The sequence below is a fragment of the Aquimarina sp. genome (assembly GCF_977115655.1).
This window is the reverse complement of the sequence record NZ_CDSBKO010000020.1, coordinates 44,093-63,398: the sequence shown is the minus strand read 5'-3', so window position 1 is coordinate 63,398 and position 19,306 is coordinate 44,093. Positions and strand designations below refer to the sequence as shown.

Here is a 19,306-nt window from a genome sequence, read left to right as displayed (position 1 = left end):
GTTAAGGGTAATTTGCTGTGTTTTTGCAGAAACAAGATATTATATACGGATTGTTTTACCTTATAAAACGTTTTACTCTTAATTATGGAAGCCTTGTTGTATAATAGGGTAAGATATATCCAAAAGGTCTAAATGTTTATAAATTTGAAATTTAAAGGATTTCAATAAAAAAGCGGAGAAAACTCCCCGCTTTGTATTTAAAATTATAAGATACTTGTTTGTATTAATATACAAATCGTAATGCTGTTCTGTCTGAAGCTGTAAATGGTCTGTCATTTCCGTTGCTACAAGCTAACATCCATGAACCGGCTTCTGCTCCTCTTGGCGTTCCTGGTACATATAATGCGCCAAGACGATCTTCACTATCAAATCTTCCTCCACAACTAAAGGAACGGTCTTGATAATCTGTGTGACGAAAACCTATGGCATGTCCGATTTCATGTGCTATAACGGTAGCAGTGTCTGCTCGCAAATTAGCACCACCAAATACACGAGAGTTAAGTACTATTGGTGTAGCAGGTCTGTTATTTCTGGGAAAACCGGCACTACGACCTAAAACAACTCCACCTTGTGGTGTATTAGGAATGTTTTCTGAAAGGATAGCTATATCAGAATTAGCGCGTTGAAAAGTTCTTCTAAAAGAAACATTTAGATTTAATTCGTTGTAACGATTTAGTGCATCATTAAAAGCAGCTCCCATAGTGGCATTAAATGCATTATCCAGATATACATCTATAACAACCGCCCGGTCTCTGGGCAATAAATTAGGGGTTACATAATGTTTTGATGATATTTCATCTGGGCCTCCTTCTTTGTTGTTTAATAAATCACTAATCATTTCTTTGTCCAGAAAAATATCCCCTTCTACTACAAAGCCATTTTTTCCGTTCATTTCGGCTTCATACATGTAATCTGTACTAAAACCTAAAGATTTAATCTGAGTGTTAATTAAAGATTGTTCTGTTTCTTGCTGAAGATCATTTTCTGATTGACAAGAAGTTAAACCTAGCACAGCAATGCTCAGGCATGTGTAAAAAACATTTCGTTTCATAATGTATAAGTTGAGTTTGTTATTTCAAATGTATATTAAACTTTGGTGAACAAAATTTAATAATTGACTTAACGCACAGTTTTTAAGCACGTTGTAATAACTTAATGATGTTATGGTTAATACGTAATTCAGTTTGCGGTATTGTACTTACTTAGGTATGGTTATAAAAAAAATATCTATTTGATTATAACTATACTAACTTGTTAAAAAAACATCTTTTTAGTGTTAAATAATTTTTATTTTTTTTGAAGGAAAAAAAGCACAAAAACTAAATCTAAGTTTGCTTTTTGAACCTTAAATTTTAACATTTAAGCCTTAAATTTAACTTTTCATTATGTTAATTATTGTGAAAATGAAGTAGCCTATGAAAGAGGATTTGGTATTTTAAGGGGGTTACTATTCAATATTAAAAGATTTAATATGGTTAAAATACTTAGATTTTAGAGGTTTACCTTAAAACAATATATATTGAGAGCAGGTTTTGTTTTCACTTATTTTAGGGTTATTGATTTTACCAATTATTTCTGGACTTTACATTAGCAATACAGAGTTTAATGATTTCATCGATACGTTTATCCCTTGTTTCTTGCCGTTTGGCCTGATTAAGCCAATACAAGTAACTTTTGCGATATCCCTGGGCAAAACTTTGGTAGTTTTTAAATGCATTTGGAGTTTTATCAAATACATCTTGAAGGTCTTTTGGTATAATTCCGTTTTCTACATCGTCTATAGCAATCCAGGAGCCATTTTTTTTTGCAATTTCAATACTAAGCAAACCACTGCTGTGCATAAGATCGTTTTGTATAAGATCTGTGATATAGGTTTTATTGACTTTGCTCCAAACACTTTTAGGTTTGCGCGGACAGAAATATTGCCTACGGCGTTGTTCGTCGATTTTTTTTACGGTAGAGTCTATCCATCCATAGCATAAAGCTACTTTTACTGCTTCTTCCCAACGCATACTGGGTTCAGCGCTTTCCACCTTATAAAATATAAGATATACACCTTGGTATTGATCGTGGTTTTTATGTAGCCACACACGCCACTCCTGATCGTTTTTAAAATATAACTCTGGTTTATGGATCATATTTTTCTGGAAACTATCTTTTCGGTTTTATTTATTTATTTTTTGAATTTTATATCATTTTCTTTAACCGCAAAATAAAAGGTATTTTCAACATTTTGATGCCCTTCCCAAATTAATTTAACCTTATTAGCTTTTAATGCATTGGCGCATAAAAAATCGGGTACAAGCGCCATTCCTTTATTATGGCTTATACATCGTATGATAGAAAGGATATCGGGAACAATATAGTTGGGTTTAAATACTTGCTTTTTATTAAAATTATAAGACCAAAAAGTTTTTGAATACTCCATAACGTTATATGAGCAATACCAAGTCTGATTGGCAAGCTGTTCTTCGAGTTTTTTCCATTCTTTATTTTAGATAGATAGTTCCAGATTTGAAGTATTTGTTTCTGTACCTGCAATGAGCTGGATTTTTTCTTTAAAAAATGGAGTATATATAATAGCAGTAGTATTAATTTTTTTGGAGTTATCACCAAATCCAAAATACCTTCGTTTAATTCCTTTATCATCTGTGGATATTCTCCAAAATGTGCTATAATATCAAAACCTAATTCTGCTATATAGGGCTCAAAAAAGTACTGAAAAACCTCAGAGCACATCCCAATACTTACTGTAGGGGTGTTATCCAAACCTTTTTTTCTAAAATGTTGTTCTGCTTTTTCTAATTTTTTTAACGCATCAATAATATAATCATACATCATTACCCCTCTAACTGTAGGAATCATTTTTCTAGAAGTCCTTTCAAACAATTTATATCCTACATAAGATTCTAAAGAGCTTATATGTAGACTAACCCCGGGTTGGGAAGAGTATAATACCTCAGGCTTTTGTTAAGTTGCCTTCTTCATAAACAGCCTTAAATGTTCTGTACCATTCTAGATTAACCATGCTATTATGATACTAATGTATGATTTGTATTATTTATATAATATAAAAAAGCAAAATACTTTTACATACTAATTTAAAAACGAATACAATGAAAAATATTTTGATAATTAATGGTTGGCACTCTTTTTCAGATTCTAAAGGTTTGTTTAATAAGTCTTTGTTTAATATTACAAAAAACTTTTTTATAAGGTTAGATTATTATTCTGTAAAAGAAACACACATAGATAAAAGGTATAAGATAAAAGAAGAGGTATCTAAATATATTTGGGCAGATATTATAATCTATCACACCCCTGTATGGTGGTTTTCAATACCATTTAAGTTTAAAAAGTACTTTGACGAAATCTTAGCAGCAGGTTATCATAACGGGATTTGGATGAGTGATGGAAGGAATCCTGAGAATCCTGAAATGAATTATGGAACAGGCGGACTGTTGCATGGCAAAAAGTACATACTTATATCAATTATACTTTGAATTTACCGCAATAAAACACCCTTTTTCCCTTTCTGTTTCATCATAAAATGAAACCGTAACTAAGGCTATGCTTTAATTTTCTAATTTATAAAAAGAAAAAAATCATTATTTTCTTTTACGGTAAATTCAAAGTATAATTGGTATTACTATAAGTTGGAATGTCCCAAAAGGTACTTTTGCTTTATCGGGTGAATTTTTTAAGGAAACTGATTCTGACCAAAGTGTCTTATCGGGTTTTCATGCAATGAATAGATATATAGGATTGGGTTTAATAAAATCTATACCATTTTAGGATATAGAAAAAAATGCGGATATACCTAAAGAACTAAAAAAATATACCACATTTTTAGATAATGAATTTAAAAAAGAAGAAAGTTTTTATAAAGGAAGATAAAAAAATGGGCTAAGAGAGATAGTCAGTGTTGTTTTATAAATCTGTATTATAATTTATTCAACAAGATTCGGGTTTTATAGAAATAATGCCAACACTACTTTTACGGTCATAAAATTTGATTTTGATGAACGAGCAAGCATACCTTAATTACAATCGCATAGCAGAAGCTATTCAATATATACAACAAAATTTTAAAGAGCAACCTGGTCTTAAAGAGATCGCTGATAAAATTAATCTAAGTCCGCATCACTTTCAGCGTCTTTTTACCGATTGGGCAGGAGTAAGCCCAAAAAAGTTTTTGCAATATATTAGTATTCAACATGCAAAACAAATTCTGAGCAATTCACAAGCTACTTTGTTTGAAGCAGCTTATGAAACAGGACTTTCAGGCACAGGAAGATTACACGATTTATTTATAAAAATTGAAGGAATGACTCCTGGAGAATACAAAAACAAAGGAGAAAACCTTTCTATCAATTATAGTTACTATGATACCTTATTTGGAAAAATATTAATTGCATCTACTCATAAAGGAGTCTGCTATATGGGGTTTTCAGATAAGAACAATGAAGCTTTGTCTGAATTAAAAGAACGTTTTCAAAAAGCTAAACTTGTTTTTCAAACAGATGATATTCAAGAAAATGCGATGATATTTTATACTAAAGACTGGAGTAAGATGAAACAAATAAAATTACATTTAAAAGGAACAGATTTTCAGCTAAAAGTTTGGGAAGCTCTTTTGAAAATTCCAACAGGAAATTTAACTACCTATGGTAGAATTGCTAATACTATTCAAAAACCAAAAGCTTTTCGCGCAGTAGGTACTGCTATAGGAAATAACCCTATCGCCTTTATAATTCCCTGCCATAGGGTTATTCAATCATCAGGAGTGTTTGGTGGTTATATGTGGGGAGTAACGCGTAAAACTGCCCTTATTGGTTGGGAAGCTTCTAATAGTATGATCCAAAATACAGGCGTAAAATAATGAAAGAGCTGATTACTAAACTCAATAAGGTTGATTGGCAATTGGTAACAGAATCCGTGAACAAAAAAGGCTATGCCCTTATTGCACATATAATATCAGATAACCAATGCCTGCAACTTATCAACGAATACAATATGGAAGATTTATACCGAAAAAAAGTAGTCATGGAGCGTTACCGTTTTGGTTTTGGAGAATACAAATATTTTGCATATCCCTTACCAGAAATGATTCAGGCTATTAGAAAAACAGTATATCCCAAACTGGTGCCCCTAGCGAACCTTTGGATGAAAGTTTTGAAAATAGACAAAATCTTTCCGGATATATTTGATGAGTTACAAACACTTTGCCATCAAAATAATCAATCAAAACCAACACCCTTAATCTTAAAATATGGCAGGGGAGGTTTTAATACCTTGCATCAGGATTTATATGGAGAGGTGTTTTTTCCTGTACAAGCTGTTTTGTTTTTGAATGAACCAGATAAAGAGTATACAGGTGGCGAATTTGTACTCACCGAGCAGGCTCCAAGAGCACAATCCAAAGTTATTGTATTAAAACCAAAAAAAGGTGAGATGCTTATTTTTACTACCAATTTTAGACCTGTTAGGGGAGTAAAAGGATACTACAGGATGAATATAAAACACGGAGTTAGTGAAATACATAGTGGAAAACGGCATACATTGGGAATCATTTTTCATGACGCAGCAAATTAATTAACAGGAATAATAAAACTATGGGTAGACAAAAAAAGAATAGAGTGTATTACCAAATTTATTAATGGTGATGATGAAAAGTGACATACTGTTTTTTTTTGGTTCATTACTTAGTAAAGGATTGCTCTTCTTTATATAGCACAGGTATAAATACCCTGCCAATAAGTAATTGAAAACAATAAATAACAGCAGATAGTATGACAGAAATTAAAACAGTGTAGTCCTTTACCAAAACAGATGTTAAACAGTGTTTTATATATCCTGAAATCCCGTTATAGGCATCCACATGTTTCAGATTATGAATATACTCGAACACCAAAAAAGATAAAATCAATATCCAGTAAAAGGCAAGGAGCACATAAAAATGTTTTTTATAGTTTTTTATTTTATGAATCATAAAGGGAGCTACCCACGAAATAATAAATGCAGAAATAAGGTACATCAAATCAAAATATACAGGAATCCTGATAAGGAATAAATAGTCGATATTTTCAGCAATTAAGCTATGTATAATCATAAGCACTCCTATAATAGAAGCGTTTAAAATACTACTGGCAATATGAAACTTAATTATGCTTTTCATCAAATATAAAAATAGGTGTTCCCTTTATCCTCTAATTCGCGTCGTCCTTCAATAAACCATTTATGACTGTCGCACTTAATCATCCCTAAATCGTTCTTTTCTTGCCCTCTGCCAGCACCGATAGAACAAAATCCATCATCTGCAAAACGATTTTTTTGTATTTCTGTTATAATTTCTACATGTTTAGGGATTCCTGCATATTTAAACACAACAATATCCCCGGCTTTCACTTCTTTATAACTATTTCTTTTTCTTAAAAAAGATTGCCCACTATGTATCTGGCAGGGATCAAAGTAGTGTTTGTTCCCCGAAGTAAAATCACTGCCATTGTACAGGTATATGGCATCTCCTATAAAAACATTACAAAGCCACAGCCTTCCACTTCCCTCATTTGCCAAAAAAACACTGTATAAATCATCTCTCCATGTACTAAGGCCATCTTTCAATTTTGATAAATGCGAAGTATTGCGGATAACATCGGTAGCATCGTTTTTAAAACCTGCCAAGGTAGACAGGGTCATTTTTTGTTTTACAGATAACCTGTCCCAGCTATTCCAGCTATCCAAAGAAGAAGGTTTTCTGGTTGCCTGATCCAGGTTGGGATTTGGAGAAAAAAACCAATTTTGTTCCCGCTGCTGATACTTCCAATAGGAGTCGATAATATCGGGATCCCGACCCAATTTTTTAGCTGCGGTGATTAAAAGTAGATTCATTTTGTGTTGAGTTCATTTGCGGCATCTAAGCTAGGTAAATTATATCTTTTTTGTTTACGGTAAAACCACAATATTTTTGCATTGTTTTGTTAAGCTATTTGATAATTAGTAATGTAAACCATATTACAAAGATTGTTTTTGAACAACACCTCTGTGACATCCCCTTGAAACTCTCCTGACTCCTGACTTTGATCCCGCGATAATAGTGAGAACAAGAATATTCCTCCGACCTCCGACTCCCGACCCCCTAACTCTTTGATAATCTATATACAGGTAGTAACCCTTATAGTATGAGAGCTTCTGCTAGCGTTACCACCAGTTATTGTACTGCAACATATATTTCTGCTTCTCCGTTGGTTGGGTCGGCAGCCTTTATGCCATACATTTCAAAATCGGTAGTGTAGGCTCTTTGTATATTCATTGCACAAATTTCTTCCCATTTATTAATAACCGCAGTGTCGGTTAGATCTCCTTTGGCAATAAATTTATGATACGTTGCAGGTTCTATCGTTATACCTACCAGACCTTCTGGTATTTTGTCTAAACTGTGTACCCTGTAGCCTATAATGGTAGTGTAAGGCTGAGTATGGTCTCCCTCATAATCGGTATAAACGGCATAGATGGTTTCATCTGTTATATTCGGGATTTTTTCGAGTATATTTTCAGACATAAACTTACCCCAAAGTTCTCCTATATCTTTTTTTGATTTTTCATTCTGGTTAGTGGTTCGTACCGAAATCCCGATTACCTTAAAAGAATGCATTTGTAGTTTTTCCATTTTGTATGATTTTAGTTTTACAATTTTTTCAAAAGTAGAATTGCATAATGACAGGAGTATGTCAGGAGAGCCTTTTTTATTATTTCATTATTTTAGTAGGTGAGTATTTTTTATACCTGCAAGGACAAGTAATGTGTTAAAGATTAAAACGTTCTTTTAATGCAGTTTTTACTCGTTCTAATCCTGCCAAAATGTATTCTTTACGTTCACCTATACCAATTCTAAAGTGATAATCCATACCATAGCAGTCTCCTGCAAGTATAAATACACTTTTTTCGGTGCGCAGCCATTCTGCTAATTCGGTAGAGTTTATATCCAGATTATATTTTATGAATAACATTCCGCCACTTTTTGGAGGTACATATTCAAATAAATTTCCATATTGGTCAAGCCATTTTTTTACTACTACCAGATTTTCATTAAGCATAGTTCTGTTTCTGGTTAGTATTTCTTTACGTTTTTCGGGTTGCAAAGCTATCTCCCCGATGTAGTGACTCATAATTCCGGCGGTTATAGAGGTATAATCATGATATGCCCAAGTATCTGCAATGATTTTTTCCGGGCCAATTAGCCATCCTAAGCGTAAACCTGGTAAAGCATAGGCTTTGGATAAACCACCGTTTACCATAACTTTATCATACATACCTATAAAGCTTTCTATGATTTTACCGTCCAGTTCTGCTCCGCGATATACCTCATCACAATACACCCAGGCATCTACACTTTTTGCAATGGCTACAATTTGTTGCATTTCTTGGGTAGATAGTGTATATCCTGTTGGATTATTAGGATTGCATAATGCGATCATTTTTGTGTTTGTACTAACCAAAGATTTTAGTTCTTCGATATCTGGTTTCCATTGGTTTTCCTCACGTAAGTGAAATGCTTTTGGGATGCACCCCATTTCTTCAGCAATACCCCAGATCTGCATATAGTTGGGTACCATCATTACGACTTCGTCTCCTTTTTCTAAAAGGGTATGACAGGCAATAAAATTAGCTTCAGATGAGCCATTGGTGACTAATACATTTTCTTGATTAGTGCCATTGTACATAGCACTAATTCTATTACGCAAAGGTATAGAACCGTTGGTTTGACCGTATCCTAATACGGTATTGGTTAAGGTGTTTATCTGGTCTTTATCTAGTAACTCTTTAAGAGTATAAGGGTGAAAACCACTTTCGGTTAGGTTATAATCTACAGTGTTTTCGAATAACGATTGTACTCTTTCGAGTTCAAAAATTGGAATGTTCATAAGGTTATGTTTTATTTAATGTTGTTAATTTTATAGTGTTGGTATACTGCGGTTGCGATTTTAATATCTTGTACAGCAACACCTGTAAGGTCTACTATGGTTATTTGAGTATCGTTGGTGCGTTGTAAATTGGGATTTTGAATGGCAGTCCCCAGTTCGGTTATTTTTTTTACAGAAATAGCTCCATCTTTGACCGCATGATATATTTCGCCCCGACTTTTGCTTTGTGATATGCTATCTGCAATTACCAGATCTGCTTTTTGCAGTATACTACTTTCTAACTCTTGTTTGTTTGGGGTATCTGATCCTACTGCTGTAATATGAGTACCTGGTTGTATTTCTGTTGAAGTAAGCAGTACAGTATCAGATGGGGTAGTAGTTACTATTAGATTACAATGTTTTGCTACCTCTACCGGAGTTTTGGCAATATGAACATTAAAATCATTGTTTAGTTCAGTTTTAAATTTTTCTGCATTTTTAAGTGTTCTTCCCCATACCCAAACAGTTTTACACGGGGTGTTTTTTTGTAAAAATTGTAATTGTAATTTGGCTTGAATCCCTGTGCCTAATATACCAATTGCATTTACTTTTTTGGGAGCAAAGTATTTGGCCGCTACTGCTCCGGCTGCGGCGGTACGAATGTCGGTTAGGTACCCCTCGTCTAATAGTATTGCGGTTGGCTGCCCTGTTTTTTGATTAAAAAGTAACATCATGCCCTGACTGGAAGCAATACCAAGCTTTGGGTTATTATAAAAACCAGATGCTATTTTGATGACATAAAACTCTTCTTTTTTTATATAACCATATTTAATATGTACATCTCCGGGCGGATCTTCAAATAATAGTTCCCCTACTGGCGGGACTACCGTTTGCTGATTACTATAGGCTACAAAACCATTTTCTATAGCTGCTATTACATCTATGTTTTTTATACTATTTTTTATGTCTGTTAGATTAATAATAGTTGCCATATTGTGTTGTTATTTGATGTATTAATTCTTTATTCACCTTTTTACCGGTTAATACCAAAACCACATTTTTACCTTGGTAACGATTATTTTGAAGAATTGCAGCTATTGGTAGCGCGGCGGTAGGTTCAATTTGTATTTGGTGGTGTTTTATCATAAAGGCTACTGCTTTTTTTAGATCTTCTTCTTCAATAATTTCAAAACCAGAAAGGTGTTTTTTACAGAGGTCAAAAGTGATTGCATTTTCTTCAATCCCACCTGCTGCTGCATCTGCAATGGTAGATAGTGTACTGGGTGCTACGATAGTATTTTGTAATATAGATTGGTACATCTCTGAAGCATTTTTAGGTTGGCACCCAATTACGGAGACTGTATTGTTATTTTTAAAATAACTACTTATTCCTGAAGCCAGACCACCGCCTCCAACAGGAACCAGGATGATATCTGTTTGGGGTAGTTGTTCCTGGATTTCGATAGCGATAGTGCCTTGCCCTTTTATTATTTCTATATCGTTATAGGGGTGTATTAAAACGCCGTCGATTTGTTTGGCATACATAGTGGCTTTTGCTTCGGTTTCTGCACTGTTTGTACCATAAAAGATAATTTGTAAGGGGTATTGCTCTATAGCCTTAATTTTTACCAAGCTAATGGTCTTTGGAAGAAATAAAACACCATTGAACCCAAATTTTTGAGAGGCATAGCCAAATGCAGCAGCATGATTACCGGTAGAGGCCGCAACAAAGGTTTTATCAAAATCGCTTTTGGTTATACTATTTAGTTTACTTAAAACACCACGTATTTTGAAGGTGCCGGTATATTGCAAAAATTCCATTTTAAGATATACGTTTGCCCCAGAAATTATACTTAATTCAGGAGCGTATACCAAAGGTGTTTTTTGTACCCCTTTTATTATGGTAGCATAAGTGTTTTGTATATCTGTAGGGTCTATCATTATTTTGTAACCGGAAAATTTTGATCTATTTTTTCAATAGATTGTTGAATTAGTAGCACTACATTTTTATAAAACTCGGGGTTGATTTTTTCAAAATCATCGGTTGCTTTGTGATAATCGGGGTGATCCTCTTCGCTAAAAGTGATGTTAGGGATTCCTTTTTTGAAAAACGGGCCGTTATCAGAGGAGTTCATCCAATAATCCTTTGTTTTGTCTTTTGGATTATCATGCCCGTATAAAACGGTTAAGGGGCTGTCTTTTGCAAGCTCTTCTATAAAAGGTTTAAATTGAGGGTAGGGATGGGTACCTACAACATAGATTTCGTTATTGGGGTTACGGCTTATCATATCCATATTGATGTTAAGGATAATGTTAGATAATAAAACGGGTGGGTTGTCCACAAAGTGTTTAGAGCCAAACAATCCACATTCTTCGGCATCAAAGGCAGCAAAGATGATAGAATGTACGGGAGGATTTTTAGAAAAATGTTTTGCCAAAACAAGCAGGGCTGCAGTACCAGAGGCGTTATCATCTGCACCGTTATAAATAGTATCATTTATAATACCAAGATGATCATAATGCGCCCCGATAACAATATATTTTTCAGGATTGGTTTTACCTTTTATATATCCCACAAGATTGGTTCCTGTTCTTGGTTTTTTAAGTATAAAGGTAAAAGGAAAATCATAGTCCCTGTCTATTTTTTTTAGGTTAAGGGTTTTAAAATAAGATCTTATAAAATGTTGTGTTTTATGATTATTTCCTACACCTCGTCCTGAATATTCATTAGAGGATATTTGTTTTTGAATCTCTAATAATTCTGGTGTTTCCATTCCAGAATTGGTAATGATACCATATTTTTCTATTTCGTTTGCGGTCATCCAATATATACTATCTGCTGGTGCAGCTTTCATAGTATACCAGTAAAACTCTGTTTGAATATTGATTTTTGAATAATAGTCCAGATATTTTTTATGTTTCTGGTGGTTTTCAGGAAAATACAAAGCCATACTATCTTTGCTTATCCAAGAGTGTATACCTATTTTTGCAGTAGGGTGTATATCTCGTTTTTTACCTGCCAAAAACATATTTGTTCCACCAGATGTAACTATTCCATTTTTTGGAATATAGGTATTGATATTATGTTTTTTTATCTCTAAGGAAGCTAAAATATTGATATCATTGTCTATAGATCCCGAAACATTTTCCATAACCAATGTAGTTATTTGTGGATTTTGCTGTATAGTTTGTTTAATATCTTTTAGGGTATTAGAACAAATAACCCCTTTCATATAAATACTATCTCTGGCGGTTTGTTTTTTTTTAAAGTAAAATCTGGCTACTTTGTTCTTATCTGTTTTTATGAGTGCTTTTTGTTTGAAAGGTGTATTGGATAATACTTCGGGATACAAAAAAGGAGTAGCAACAGAAACTATAATAACTATTATTAAAGCAATACTAATTTTTTTCATGATTGTATTTATAAATTAATAATTAGTGTAACAAAAAAACCTCCGTATACCTTAATCAACTACTGTTGATTAAGGTATACGGAGGTTTTCCGTAAGAAATGCACTTGTTTTTCCGATGTTCTTCCTTAAGTTAAAAAACAAGCGTGTAACATACTGTTACTATATTTCTACTTTTACAAATATATAAAAAATAATATATTAGAATGTTCATTTTTAAGTATAGTATTAAGCGTCCCGAAACTTCAAGAGAAATAATAAGAGCGGCTAACTAATATAAATTTTCTCTTTAATGTTTCGAGACGCTTAACAATATACAATATTTGTATATAGTATTAAGACGTATTATATCTTAAGGTGTTACAGTAAATTAATTTTTACTCTTAAGGGACTTATCCCGAAAATAAAATATGTTTTTAGAAGAAAACCTGAAGAGCTAGCTCTTAGAATATTGTTTTTTTAGAGTCTGGAGTCATCCTTAAATATCGTTCGGGCGATTATTTTTTTCAAGAATTTCGTTTTTTAATTTAATGATTTCTAAAAGAGTGTGCATTTCTTTTTGGATGCTTTTTCTTATACTAATAAAAGGGATAATTGCGCCAATAATGTAAGAACCATCTATTAAAATCATTTGCCAGATAGAAAAATGTATACTAAACTCTGGAGTAATCATATAAAAACCAATAGTATACAGAGCTATTATTGTAAGAGTAACAGGACCATGTATTTTTTTTCTGAAAGTATAAAAAGCTAATGTATTATTGGTAGTTTTTAAAGCATCATCAACAATATCTATTTTTTTAGATTTTAAAATACTTATGTATTCTATTAATATCCTTAAAGACAGGCTGCCTATCATTAAAAAGACACCAATCCTGCTTATTGTTTCCTTTACTGGTGCGATATAGTAAAAAAAGGATACAATACCTAATACAACAATAGACAGGACAGTAATGTTTCCGTATAGAAAACGGATGTTTGACTTTTTTTTTGCAGTTATGCTAGCAAGCATTTTATCTGTTGCTTCGAGATCATTTTTAATACCCTGCTTACTTTTTTGCCATTTACGTTGCAATTCTTCAAATTCATGATTCATGTTCCATTATTTTTTTAAGACGTTTCTTAATTCGGTGAATTTTTACTCTAACATTAGTGGGTTGAATACCTATAATATTAGATATAGTGTCATAATCCTGTCTTTCTAAAACCATCATTATAATTAATCTATCTAATTTTTCTAGTTTACCAATTGCTGCATATAACTCTTGTTGAGGATTGTTTTCCGGATTATGATTTTCTTGTACTAATGCATATTCTATTTTTTCAACAGATAGATTGGTTTTCTTTTTTTCTTTTCTAATGTATTGCAGACAGGTATTTACTGTGATTCTATACACCCATGTTTTTGGAGTTGATTTCCCTTTAAAATTCCCAATAGCATTCCAAATATTTATAAATACTTCTTGAGAAAGGTCATTAGCTAAATCTTTATCTCCTTTCATAAAACCCATACATATTTGTAATACCATAGGATATGATTGCTGGTATATTGTTTCAAACAATTGCTGGTTCTTTTTACTCATTGGTTAGAAAAGCATTTATTTTTTTATAAAACCACTCTGGCTGATCAAACATGATAAAGTGTTTGCTATCCGGTACCATTTCTATTGTTTTGTTGGTCAGATTGGTGTATTGTTTTTCATAATTAGACTTTGCAATTTCTGTGTCAGGAAAAGAGGCTCCTAAAATTAATGTTTTTGCGGTTACTTTATTTAATATAGGTCTTAGATCTAATTTTAATAAGTCGGTATATCCATATACATAAGTTTTTCTATCTGCTTCTAGAATCCACTGTATAAGGGTGCCTACTTTATCGTTGGTATTTGTCATGTTTTGTGCCATCATAGTTGCATTTTGCTTAAATTGCTCTTCTGGCATTGCCAACATTTGTTTGTTATAAGGATTGTCGTATTGTATTTGGCTATCAGGTACTCCTGGCATCATTAATTCGCGCATACATGGTATGGCATCTACAATTAGTATTTCTGTTATTGTATCTGGTAATTCTGCGGCAAGATCGACAGCTATATTTCCGCCCATACTATGTCCTACTATTTTTAAGTTGGTTAGTTGTTTATTTTTAATGTAGGTTAATAGTTCTTTTTTAATAGTAGCATACCATGGCATTTCTATGGGAGGGATGCTATTAAATCCTGCATAGGAGATTAAATGTGCTTCGACTTTTGGATTTATGTTGTTTATAGTTTCTTTCCATATAGATCCCGGAGTAGTAAAACCTGGTAAAAATAATACGGGATTTCCTTTTCCTATTATTTCAGTTTTAAATGCAGGCTTTTGTGCATACCCTAAACTTACTATTACTACGATTAATACAAATGTGATTTTAAATGTTTTCATGTTCTTGTTTTTCCCTTTGATGCATAAGTTTGTAAATTGTTACAAGAGGGATAAAAAAAGAAGCTTCTTTATTTTTTATAAGAAGTAGTATAGACTGAACTCATCTTGACTTTTTGTTTTTAACCGAAAATGAGTTGAAATTTGACCAGATGAGGCACTTTTTGAAAGCCATAGCAGCGCTACGGGTAAGAAAAGTAACGAAATATGGGTGAATTTCAGCCATTTTTTTTAGGAAATAGAAAAAGTCAAGATGAGTTCACTAAAAAGAAGTTTCTTTAGATTGTCAATAAGGAACTTTTTTTTATAAAATTTAAAATAATTCTAAAGAAAAAATGCTATTGTCCGGATTGTCGTTATCTGTTCTGTATTCTATATGATGAAAACCATTATTAAGTAATAAATTTATGGAAGCTTCATTGTTTTTATGGGTATATGCTTCTATAGTTTTCAGATTAAGTGATTTAAGTCCATAATTAATAATACAGGATAAAGCTTCATTCATAATACCTTTTTTATGAAATTCAGGGTGAAGATCATATCCTATTTCGGCAATTTTTCGATCTTTAGAAAAATTCCATAAACAAATAGTTCCTATTACATTTGGGGAATCTTCTAAAGTAATTCCCCAAAAAATCCAATCTTTTTCTATAATCCCGGTATTAATTTTATTTATAAAATCGATAGCATCTTGTATAGTATCTGTTTGTGGTCGTTTAACATACTTGTTCACTGTAGCATCAGATCGTAAAAAGAAAATGGCATTAGCATCTTTTTTATCTAATTGTCTTAGTAGTAATCTATCGGTTTGTAGGTTAGGGAAAGGAATAAAATTCATTTAATGTTAGATTTAATCTCTTAATAAACTTTTTATAACACAATTTCCACTAGCATCTGAAAGTTTTTATTTACTTTCCTCTTAGATGTCAAACTGAGCTTGTCGAAGTTCTTAAGCCTATGATTTTCAATTGGATTTCGACAAGCTCAATCTGACAATAGAAATTATATAGAAAAACAGGAACAATACCTATCTAAGTAATAATACCTTTATAATTAACTGTTTATAATGTTTAGGTATCAATTTTATGTAAACTTTCGGGTGCTAGTGACACATTTCAGGAATATTTTATTGTGTTTGTCAAAATCATAGAGCATTTATATTTATATAAAAATTAGGGTCGACAGTAATTTTATCTCCTTTAAAATCTATCGTTTGCCAGGAAGCATTTGGTTGTATCCACTGTGAACTATCATTTGTAAAAACACGTATTGGCATATCAAACCCTTGTATACTATTTGTATATCTGTATTTTAGTTTTCCTTTCTCTAAGCTATATTCCAGGGTAGGAATTTTTATAGTTCTAAGATATTGATCAAAAAAAGTAGTAAGATCGATTTTAGTTTTAGTGCAAAGATATTCTTCGATTTGTTTTGTGGTTACTGTTTGATGATAAAACTCTTTGTTGAGGCCTCTTAAGATAGCTCTCCATTTTTCATCATCATCTACAAGTTGACGAAGTGTATGTAGCATATTTGCTCCTTTATAGTACATATCTCCGGAGCCTTCTTTATTTACATTATAGGTACCAATAATAGGGATATCGTTTTGAATAATTTTTCTGGTTCCTATTACATATTCTGAGGAGGCTTTTTTACCATAGTAATAATCCAAAAACAGGTTTTCAGAATATGCGGTAAAACTTTCATGCACCCACATGTCTGCAATGTCCTTATTAGTGATATTATTTGCGAACCATTCGTGACCGGATTCATGGATAATTATAAAATCAAATTTCATGCCCCATCCTGATCCTGACAGGTCGTTTCCTAAATATCCGTTACCATATTTGTTTCCGTAGGTAACAGAACTTTGGTGCTCCATCCCGAGATAAGGTACTTCAACCAGTTTAAAACTATCTTCATAAAAAGGGTAGGGGCCAAACCAATGCTCAAAAGCTTTCATCATTTTTGGGGCATCTTTAAATTGTTTTTTAGCTTTTTCCAGATTGTCTCTAAGTACATAGTAATCCATGTCCAAAATTCCTTTTTCCCCTTTATATTTTTCTCCAAAACGCACATAATCTCCAATATTAATATTTACGCCATAATTATTAATGGGGTTACTTACAAACCAATGATATGTTTTGGTATTATCATTATGATCTTCCGTTTTGCGTAATCTTCCATTAGAAACGTTTATTAAATCTTTAGGGACATTAACACTTATCAAAAGGCTGTCTACTTCATCATACATGTGGTCTTTATTGGGCCACCATACACTGGCACCCAATCCTTGGCAGGAAGAGGCAATAAAATGCTTGTTATTTGTGTCTTTTTTCCAGGAAATACCTCCATCCCAAGGAGCATTAACTGCTTCACGAGGTTTACCACTATAATAAACATCTACTGTATGTATAGCGTCTTTTTTTTGAAGTTCTGTAAGTTTTATAAAATAGGCGTTACCGATAGAGGTTATTTCGAGTTTTTTATCATTTTGTAGTGCTTTTTCAATCTTTAAAGGAGATTGAAGGTCAATTTGTAGCACATTATGCTCTTTTAAAACTTTGTATTGTATAGTGTTTTTTCCTGATATTGTTTTTTTATCCGGATCTACTTTGATATCCAGATGATAATAGATTAGATCCCACCATTCTCGTTCTGGAGTTATAGATCCGCGCAGGGAGTCTTGTTTTGTAAATTGTAGTTCCTGGGCAAATAAAAATTGTATTTGAGTTGTGAGAAATAAAAAAAGGAAAAATTTATGCATTGTTTTTAATATGTTTATTTTGTTTTTGTATTGAATTAGTATAATTTATATTTTGTTTGTCAAATTAGCTTTTGTGCTAAACTAGTAAATAATTTAATGTATTTAGTTAACGTTTTTTACAATTAGTTAATAGTTTCTACAGCTTAGTTGGTGCTTTCGCCATGATAGTTGATACTTTCTCTAACTTAGTTAATAGTTTTTACAGCTTAGTTGGTGCTTTCGCCATGACAGTTGATACTTTCTCTAACTTAGTTCATAGTTTCTACTAAATAAGAGGATGTTTTTTATCAAAAACAAAACATCTTTTATTGTGATTGTTTTAAAATACTTCTGAGGGGAATACTACAGGGCTTTCATGTCCATTTTTTCCTACAGTGGCAATTCCGAAAAAGAAATTATCAATAACAATACCATCTAATATAAAATTATCAACATTACCTACAAACCTGCTATGATCCCAGATAGGAGAGGTGGTATCCCTCCAATATATTTTATATCCTAAAATATTGGGGTCATTAATTTTTTTCCATGTAAACTTTACAGAAGGTTCTACAATTCCCCCAATTTTAACTTCGGAAGGAGCAGGAGGGGCCCATGCTATGCTGGCAAGATTAATAGCGTTAACAGCAGTTAATTTTGCGGCATAGTCAAAATTAACATGTTCTACGACATCCCCGTATTGGATTCCGTTTTCTTCTCTTATGTTTTGGTGTTGCTGGGTATAGTTTTCATGTGCTTCCATAATTCTTATGCCTGCATACCCGGCATCATTAAATGGTCTGTGATGCCCACCCCGCCCAAAACGATCTAATCGGTATACCATCATGGGGTTCATTTCTGGCATATAGGTTTTTACATTTTTGTGGATATATCTGGCTAGTTGTCTGGAAATACCGTCTACTTCGCCACCATAAAATCGTCGTGATTTTCTTTGTTTTTCGGTTTCTGAGGCAGGAACCGGCTCAGAAAAAATTCTAAAAGTTCTATTATCAATAACCCCATCTACTCCTTTAATATTACCGATCATATCGTTATTCATAATCCCAATGACATCCCAATTTTTTTGTTTGGCATACTTTGCCAAGCCTTGACCACCAAATAAGCCTTGTTCTTCTCCGGATAAGCCTACATAAATGATACTGTTTTCGAATTTATATCTGGATAGTACTCTTGCGGCTTCAATAGCTCCTGCCATACCTGTGGCATTATCATTGGCTCCCGGAGAATCTGAAGTGTAATCTGCAGGGTCTGTAACCCTGGAGTCTATGTCCCCACTCATCATGATAAATCTATTTGGGTATTTTGTTCCTCGTTGTATGGCAACAACATTTACTACCCATACATCTTTTGTAATACGTTGGTTTGTACCTTGCTTAACCAGGTCTTTTTGATAAAAAACTTCTAAGCAATTATTACATTCGTTAGATATTTTATCGAGTTCTGATTTTATCCATCGTCTGGCAGCACCAATCCCCCTTGTAGTGGAAAGCGTATCACTAAGTGTATGACGGGTACCAAAACCGGCTAATATTTTTATGTCTTTTTCTATACGTTTTGAAGAGACATTCTTAACAATATCATATATTTTAGAGTCTGTTTGTGCTATTAAGGCAGTAGAAAGCAGGAATAGGGTAGTAGTAAAAAATATTTTCATTACAAGTGATTTAATTTCTCATTAAGAGTTCTAATTACCAGAGGTATACTCTCGAAAATGAGATATATTTTTAAGAGAATATTAGTTATTGATTTGTCGAATTTAATTAAAAGAGGTAATTAATATACTAGTATTAACATATTTATAAGAATAGGGG

At 32.8% G+C, this 19,306-nt stretch carries 19 protein-coding genes; 3 read left to right on the top strand and 16 right to left on the bottom strand.

The window, feature by feature from the left end:
• Positions 1–223 precede the first annotated feature (223 nt).
• From ACZIYX_RS10465 to ACZIYX_RS10455, 3 genes are all read right to left on the bottom strand, one after another.
• Entirely contained in the window at positions 224–1,051 is an 828-nt protein-coding gene (locus tag ACZIYX_RS10465; protein WP_462682179.1) for a M57 family metalloprotease, read from the bottom strand.
• Positions 1,052–1,562: 511 nt separating this feature from the next.
• Entirely contained in the window at positions 1,563–2,138 is a 576-nt protein-coding gene (locus ACZIYX_RS10460) for a YdeI/OmpD-associated family protein (RefSeq protein WP_462682178.1), read from the bottom strand.
• Positions 2,139–2,325: 187 nt separating this feature from the next.
• Positions 2,326–2,865, bottom strand: a complete 540-nt coding sequence (locus ACZIYX_RS10455; protein WP_462682177.1) for a hypothetical protein — start codon at positions 2,863–2,865, stop codon at positions 2,326–2,328.
• A gap of 251 nt (positions 2,866–3,116) precedes the next feature.
• Between ACZIYX_RS10455 and ACZIYX_RS10450 the strand changes: the two genes are divergently transcribed.
• From ACZIYX_RS10450 to ACZIYX_RS10440, 3 genes are all read left to right on the top strand, one after another.
• Entirely contained in the window at positions 3,117–3,503 is a 387-nt protein-coding gene (locus ACZIYX_RS10450) for an NAD(P)H-dependent oxidoreductase (RefSeq protein WP_462682176.1), read from the top strand.
• A 518-nt stretch (positions 3,504–4,021) separates the two neighbouring features.
• Positions 4,022–4,882 carry a bifunctional helix-turn-helix domain-containing protein/methylated-DNA--[protein]-cysteine S-methyltransferase gene (locus ACZIYX_RS10445; protein WP_462682175.1) on the top strand — a complete coding sequence of 287 codons (861 nt, stop codon included), beginning with the start codon at positions 4,022–4,024 and terminating at the stop codon, positions 4,880–4,882.
• Positions 4,882–5,595 carry a 2OG-Fe(II) oxygenase gene (locus ACZIYX_RS10440; RefSeq protein WP_462682174.1) on the top strand — a complete coding sequence of 238 codons (714 nt, stop codon included), beginning with the start codon at positions 4,882–4,884 and terminating at the stop codon, positions 5,593–5,595. Before ACZIYX_RS10445 ends, ACZIYX_RS10440 begins: the two co-directional genes overlap by 1 nt.
• Before the next feature lie 106 nt (positions 5,596–5,701).
• Here the strand turns inward: ACZIYX_RS10440 and ACZIYX_RS10435 are convergent, their stop codons facing one another.
• The 13 genes from ACZIYX_RS10435 to ACZIYX_RS10375 all read right to left on the bottom strand — a co-directional run bounded on the left by ACZIYX_RS10435 (position 5,702) and on the right by ACZIYX_RS10375 (position 19,149).
• Entirely contained in the window at positions 5,702–6,178 is a 477-nt protein-coding gene (locus ACZIYX_RS10435) for a hypothetical protein (protein WP_462682173.1), read from the bottom strand.
• Positions 6,178–6,891, bottom strand: coding sequence for a hypothetical protein (locus ACZIYX_RS10430; protein WP_462682172.1), 714 nt, complete (start codon positions 6,889–6,891; stop codon positions 6,178–6,180). The genes ACZIYX_RS10435 and ACZIYX_RS10430 overlap by 1 nt, the downstream gene beginning before the upstream one ends.
• 319 nt (positions 6,892–7,210) lie before the next feature.
• Complete coding sequence (locus ACZIYX_RS10425) at positions 7,211–7,669, bottom strand: GyrI-like domain-containing protein (RefSeq protein WP_462682171.1); 459 nt, start codon at positions 7,667–7,669, stop codon at positions 7,211–7,213.
• A 136-nt stretch (positions 7,670–7,805) separates the two neighbouring features.
• Entirely contained in the window at positions 7,806–8,924 is a 1,119-nt protein-coding gene (locus tag ACZIYX_RS10420) for an aminotransferase class I/II-fold pyridoxal phosphate-dependent enzyme (RefSeq protein ID WP_462682170.1), read from the bottom strand.
• 11 nt (positions 8,925–8,935) lie between these two features.
• Positions 8,936–9,895 carry a Rossmann-fold NAD(P)-binding domain-containing protein gene (locus tag ACZIYX_RS10415; RefSeq protein WP_462682169.1) on the bottom strand — a complete coding sequence of 320 codons (960 nt, stop codon included), beginning with the start codon at positions 9,893–9,895 and terminating at the stop codon, positions 8,936–8,938.
• Positions 9,879–10,844 carry a threonine ammonia-lyase gene (locus tag ACZIYX_RS10410; RefSeq protein WP_462682168.1) on the bottom strand — a complete coding sequence of 322 codons (966 nt, stop codon included), beginning with the start codon at positions 10,842–10,844 and terminating at the stop codon, positions 9,879–9,881. Before ACZIYX_RS10410 ends, ACZIYX_RS10415 begins: the two co-directional genes overlap by 17 nt.
• Positions 10,844–12,316 (bottom strand): M28 family peptidase, encoded by a 1,473-nt coding sequence (locus tag ACZIYX_RS10405; protein WP_462682167.1) that lies wholly within the window; start codon positions 12,314–12,316, stop codon positions 10,844–10,846. The genes ACZIYX_RS10410 and ACZIYX_RS10405 overlap by 1 nt, the downstream gene beginning before the upstream one ends.
• 475 nt (positions 12,317–12,791) lie before the next feature.
• Positions 12,792–13,409, bottom strand: coding sequence for a hypothetical protein (locus ACZIYX_RS10400; protein ID WP_462682166.1), 618 nt, complete (start codon positions 13,407–13,409; stop codon positions 12,792–12,794).
• Positions 13,399–13,896, bottom strand: a complete 498-nt coding sequence (locus ACZIYX_RS10395) for an RNA polymerase sigma factor (RefSeq protein ID WP_462682165.1) — start codon at positions 13,894–13,896, stop codon at positions 13,399–13,401. Before ACZIYX_RS10395 ends, ACZIYX_RS10400 begins: the two co-directional genes overlap by 11 nt.
• Positions 13,889–14,731, bottom strand: a complete 843-nt coding sequence (locus ACZIYX_RS10390; protein WP_462682164.1) for an alpha/beta fold hydrolase — start codon at positions 14,729–14,731, stop codon at positions 13,889–13,891. The genes ACZIYX_RS10395 and ACZIYX_RS10390 overlap by 8 nt, the downstream gene beginning before the upstream one ends.
• Positions 14,732–15,041: 310 nt before the next feature.
• The gene (locus ACZIYX_RS10385; protein WP_462682163.1) at positions 15,042–15,566 is read right to left on the bottom strand and encodes a GNAT family N-acetyltransferase; all 525 of its coding nucleotides are present in this window, start codon (positions 15,564–15,566) and stop codon (positions 15,042–15,044) included.
• Between the two features lie 306 nt (positions 15,567–15,872).
• Positions 15,873–17,495 (bottom strand): M1 family metallopeptidase, encoded by a 1,623-nt coding sequence (locus ACZIYX_RS10380; RefSeq protein ID WP_462682162.1) that lies wholly within the window; start codon positions 17,493–17,495, stop codon positions 15,873–15,875.
• A 319-nt stretch (positions 17,496–17,814) separates the two neighbouring features.
• Positions 17,815–19,149 carry a M28 family peptidase gene (locus ACZIYX_RS10375; protein ID WP_462682161.1) on the bottom strand — a complete coding sequence of 445 codons (1,335 nt, stop codon included), beginning with the start codon at positions 19,147–19,149 and terminating at the stop codon, positions 17,815–17,817.
• Positions 19,150–19,306: the final 157 nt, after the last annotated feature.

Bases quoted from the DNA above. Each gene is read 5' to 3' on its own strand.
- ACZIYX_RS10425 (WP_462682171.1), bottom strand. From the start codon at position 7,669: ATGGAAAAACTACAAATGCATTCTTTTAAGGTAATCGGGATTTCGGTA.
- ACZIYX_RS10420 (WP_462682170.1), bottom strand. From the start codon at position 8,924: ATGAACATTCCAATTTTTGAACTCGAAAGAGTACAATCGTTATTCGAA.
- ACZIYX_RS10385 (WP_462682163.1), bottom strand. From the start codon at position 15,566: ATGAATTTTATTCCTTTCCCTAACCTACAAACCGATAGATTACTACTA.
- ACZIYX_RS10455 (WP_462682177.1), bottom strand. From the start codon at position 2,865: ATGATTCCTACAGTTAGAGGGGTAATGATGTATGATTATATTATTGAT.
- ACZIYX_RS10400 (WP_462682166.1), bottom strand. From the start codon at position 13,409: ATGAATCATGAATTTGAAGAATTGCAACGTAAATGGCAAAAAAGTAAG.
- ACZIYX_RS10405 (WP_462682167.1), bottom strand. From the start codon at position 12,316: ATGAAAAAAATTAGTATTGCTTTAATAATAGTTATTATAGTTTCTGTT.
- ACZIYX_RS10435 (WP_462682173.1), bottom strand. From the start codon at position 6,178: ATGAAAAGCATAATTAAGTTTCATATTGCCAGTAGTATTTTAAACGCT.
- ACZIYX_RS10390 (WP_462682164.1), bottom strand. From the start codon at position 14,731: ATGAAAACATTTAAAATCACATTTGTATTAATCGTAGTAATAGTAAGT.
- ACZIYX_RS10375 (WP_462682161.1), bottom strand. From the start codon at position 19,149: ATGAAAATATTTTTTACTACTACCCTATTCCTGCTTTCTACTGCCTTA.
- ACZIYX_RS10415 (WP_462682169.1), bottom strand. From the start codon at position 9,895: ATGGCAACTATTATTAATCTAACAGACATAAAAAATAGTATAAAAAAC.
- ACZIYX_RS10445 (WP_462682175.1), top strand. From the start codon at position 4,022: ATGAACGAGCAAGCATACCTTAATTACAATCGCATAGCAGAAGCTATT.
- ACZIYX_RS10460 (WP_462682178.1), bottom strand. From the start codon at position 2,138: ATGATCCATAAACCAGAGTTATATTTTAAAAACGATCAGGAGTGGCGT.
- ACZIYX_RS10410 (WP_462682168.1), bottom strand. From the start codon at position 10,844: ATGATAGACCCTACAGATATACAAAACACTTATGCTACCATAATAAAA.
- ACZIYX_RS10465 (WP_462682179.1), bottom strand. From the start codon at position 1,051: ATGAAACGAAATGTTTTTTACACATGCCTGAGCATTGCTGTGCTAGGT.
- ACZIYX_RS10430 (WP_462682172.1), bottom strand. From the start codon at position 6,891: ATGAATCTACTTTTAATCACCGCAGCTAAAAAATTGGGTCGGGATCCC.
- ACZIYX_RS10395 (WP_462682165.1), bottom strand. From the start codon at position 13,896: ATGAGTAAAAAGAACCAGCAATTGTTTGAAACAATATACCAGCAATCA.
- ACZIYX_RS10440 (WP_462682174.1), top strand. From the start codon at position 4,882: ATGAAAGAGCTGATTACTAAACTCAATAAGGTTGATTGGCAATTGGTA.
- ACZIYX_RS10450 (WP_462682176.1), top strand. From the start codon at position 3,117: ATGAAAAATATTTTGATAATTAATGGTTGGCACTCTTTTTCAGATTCT.
- ACZIYX_RS10380 (WP_462682162.1), bottom strand. From the start codon at position 17,495: ATGCATAAATTTTTCCTTTTTTTATTTCTCACAACTCAAATACAATTT.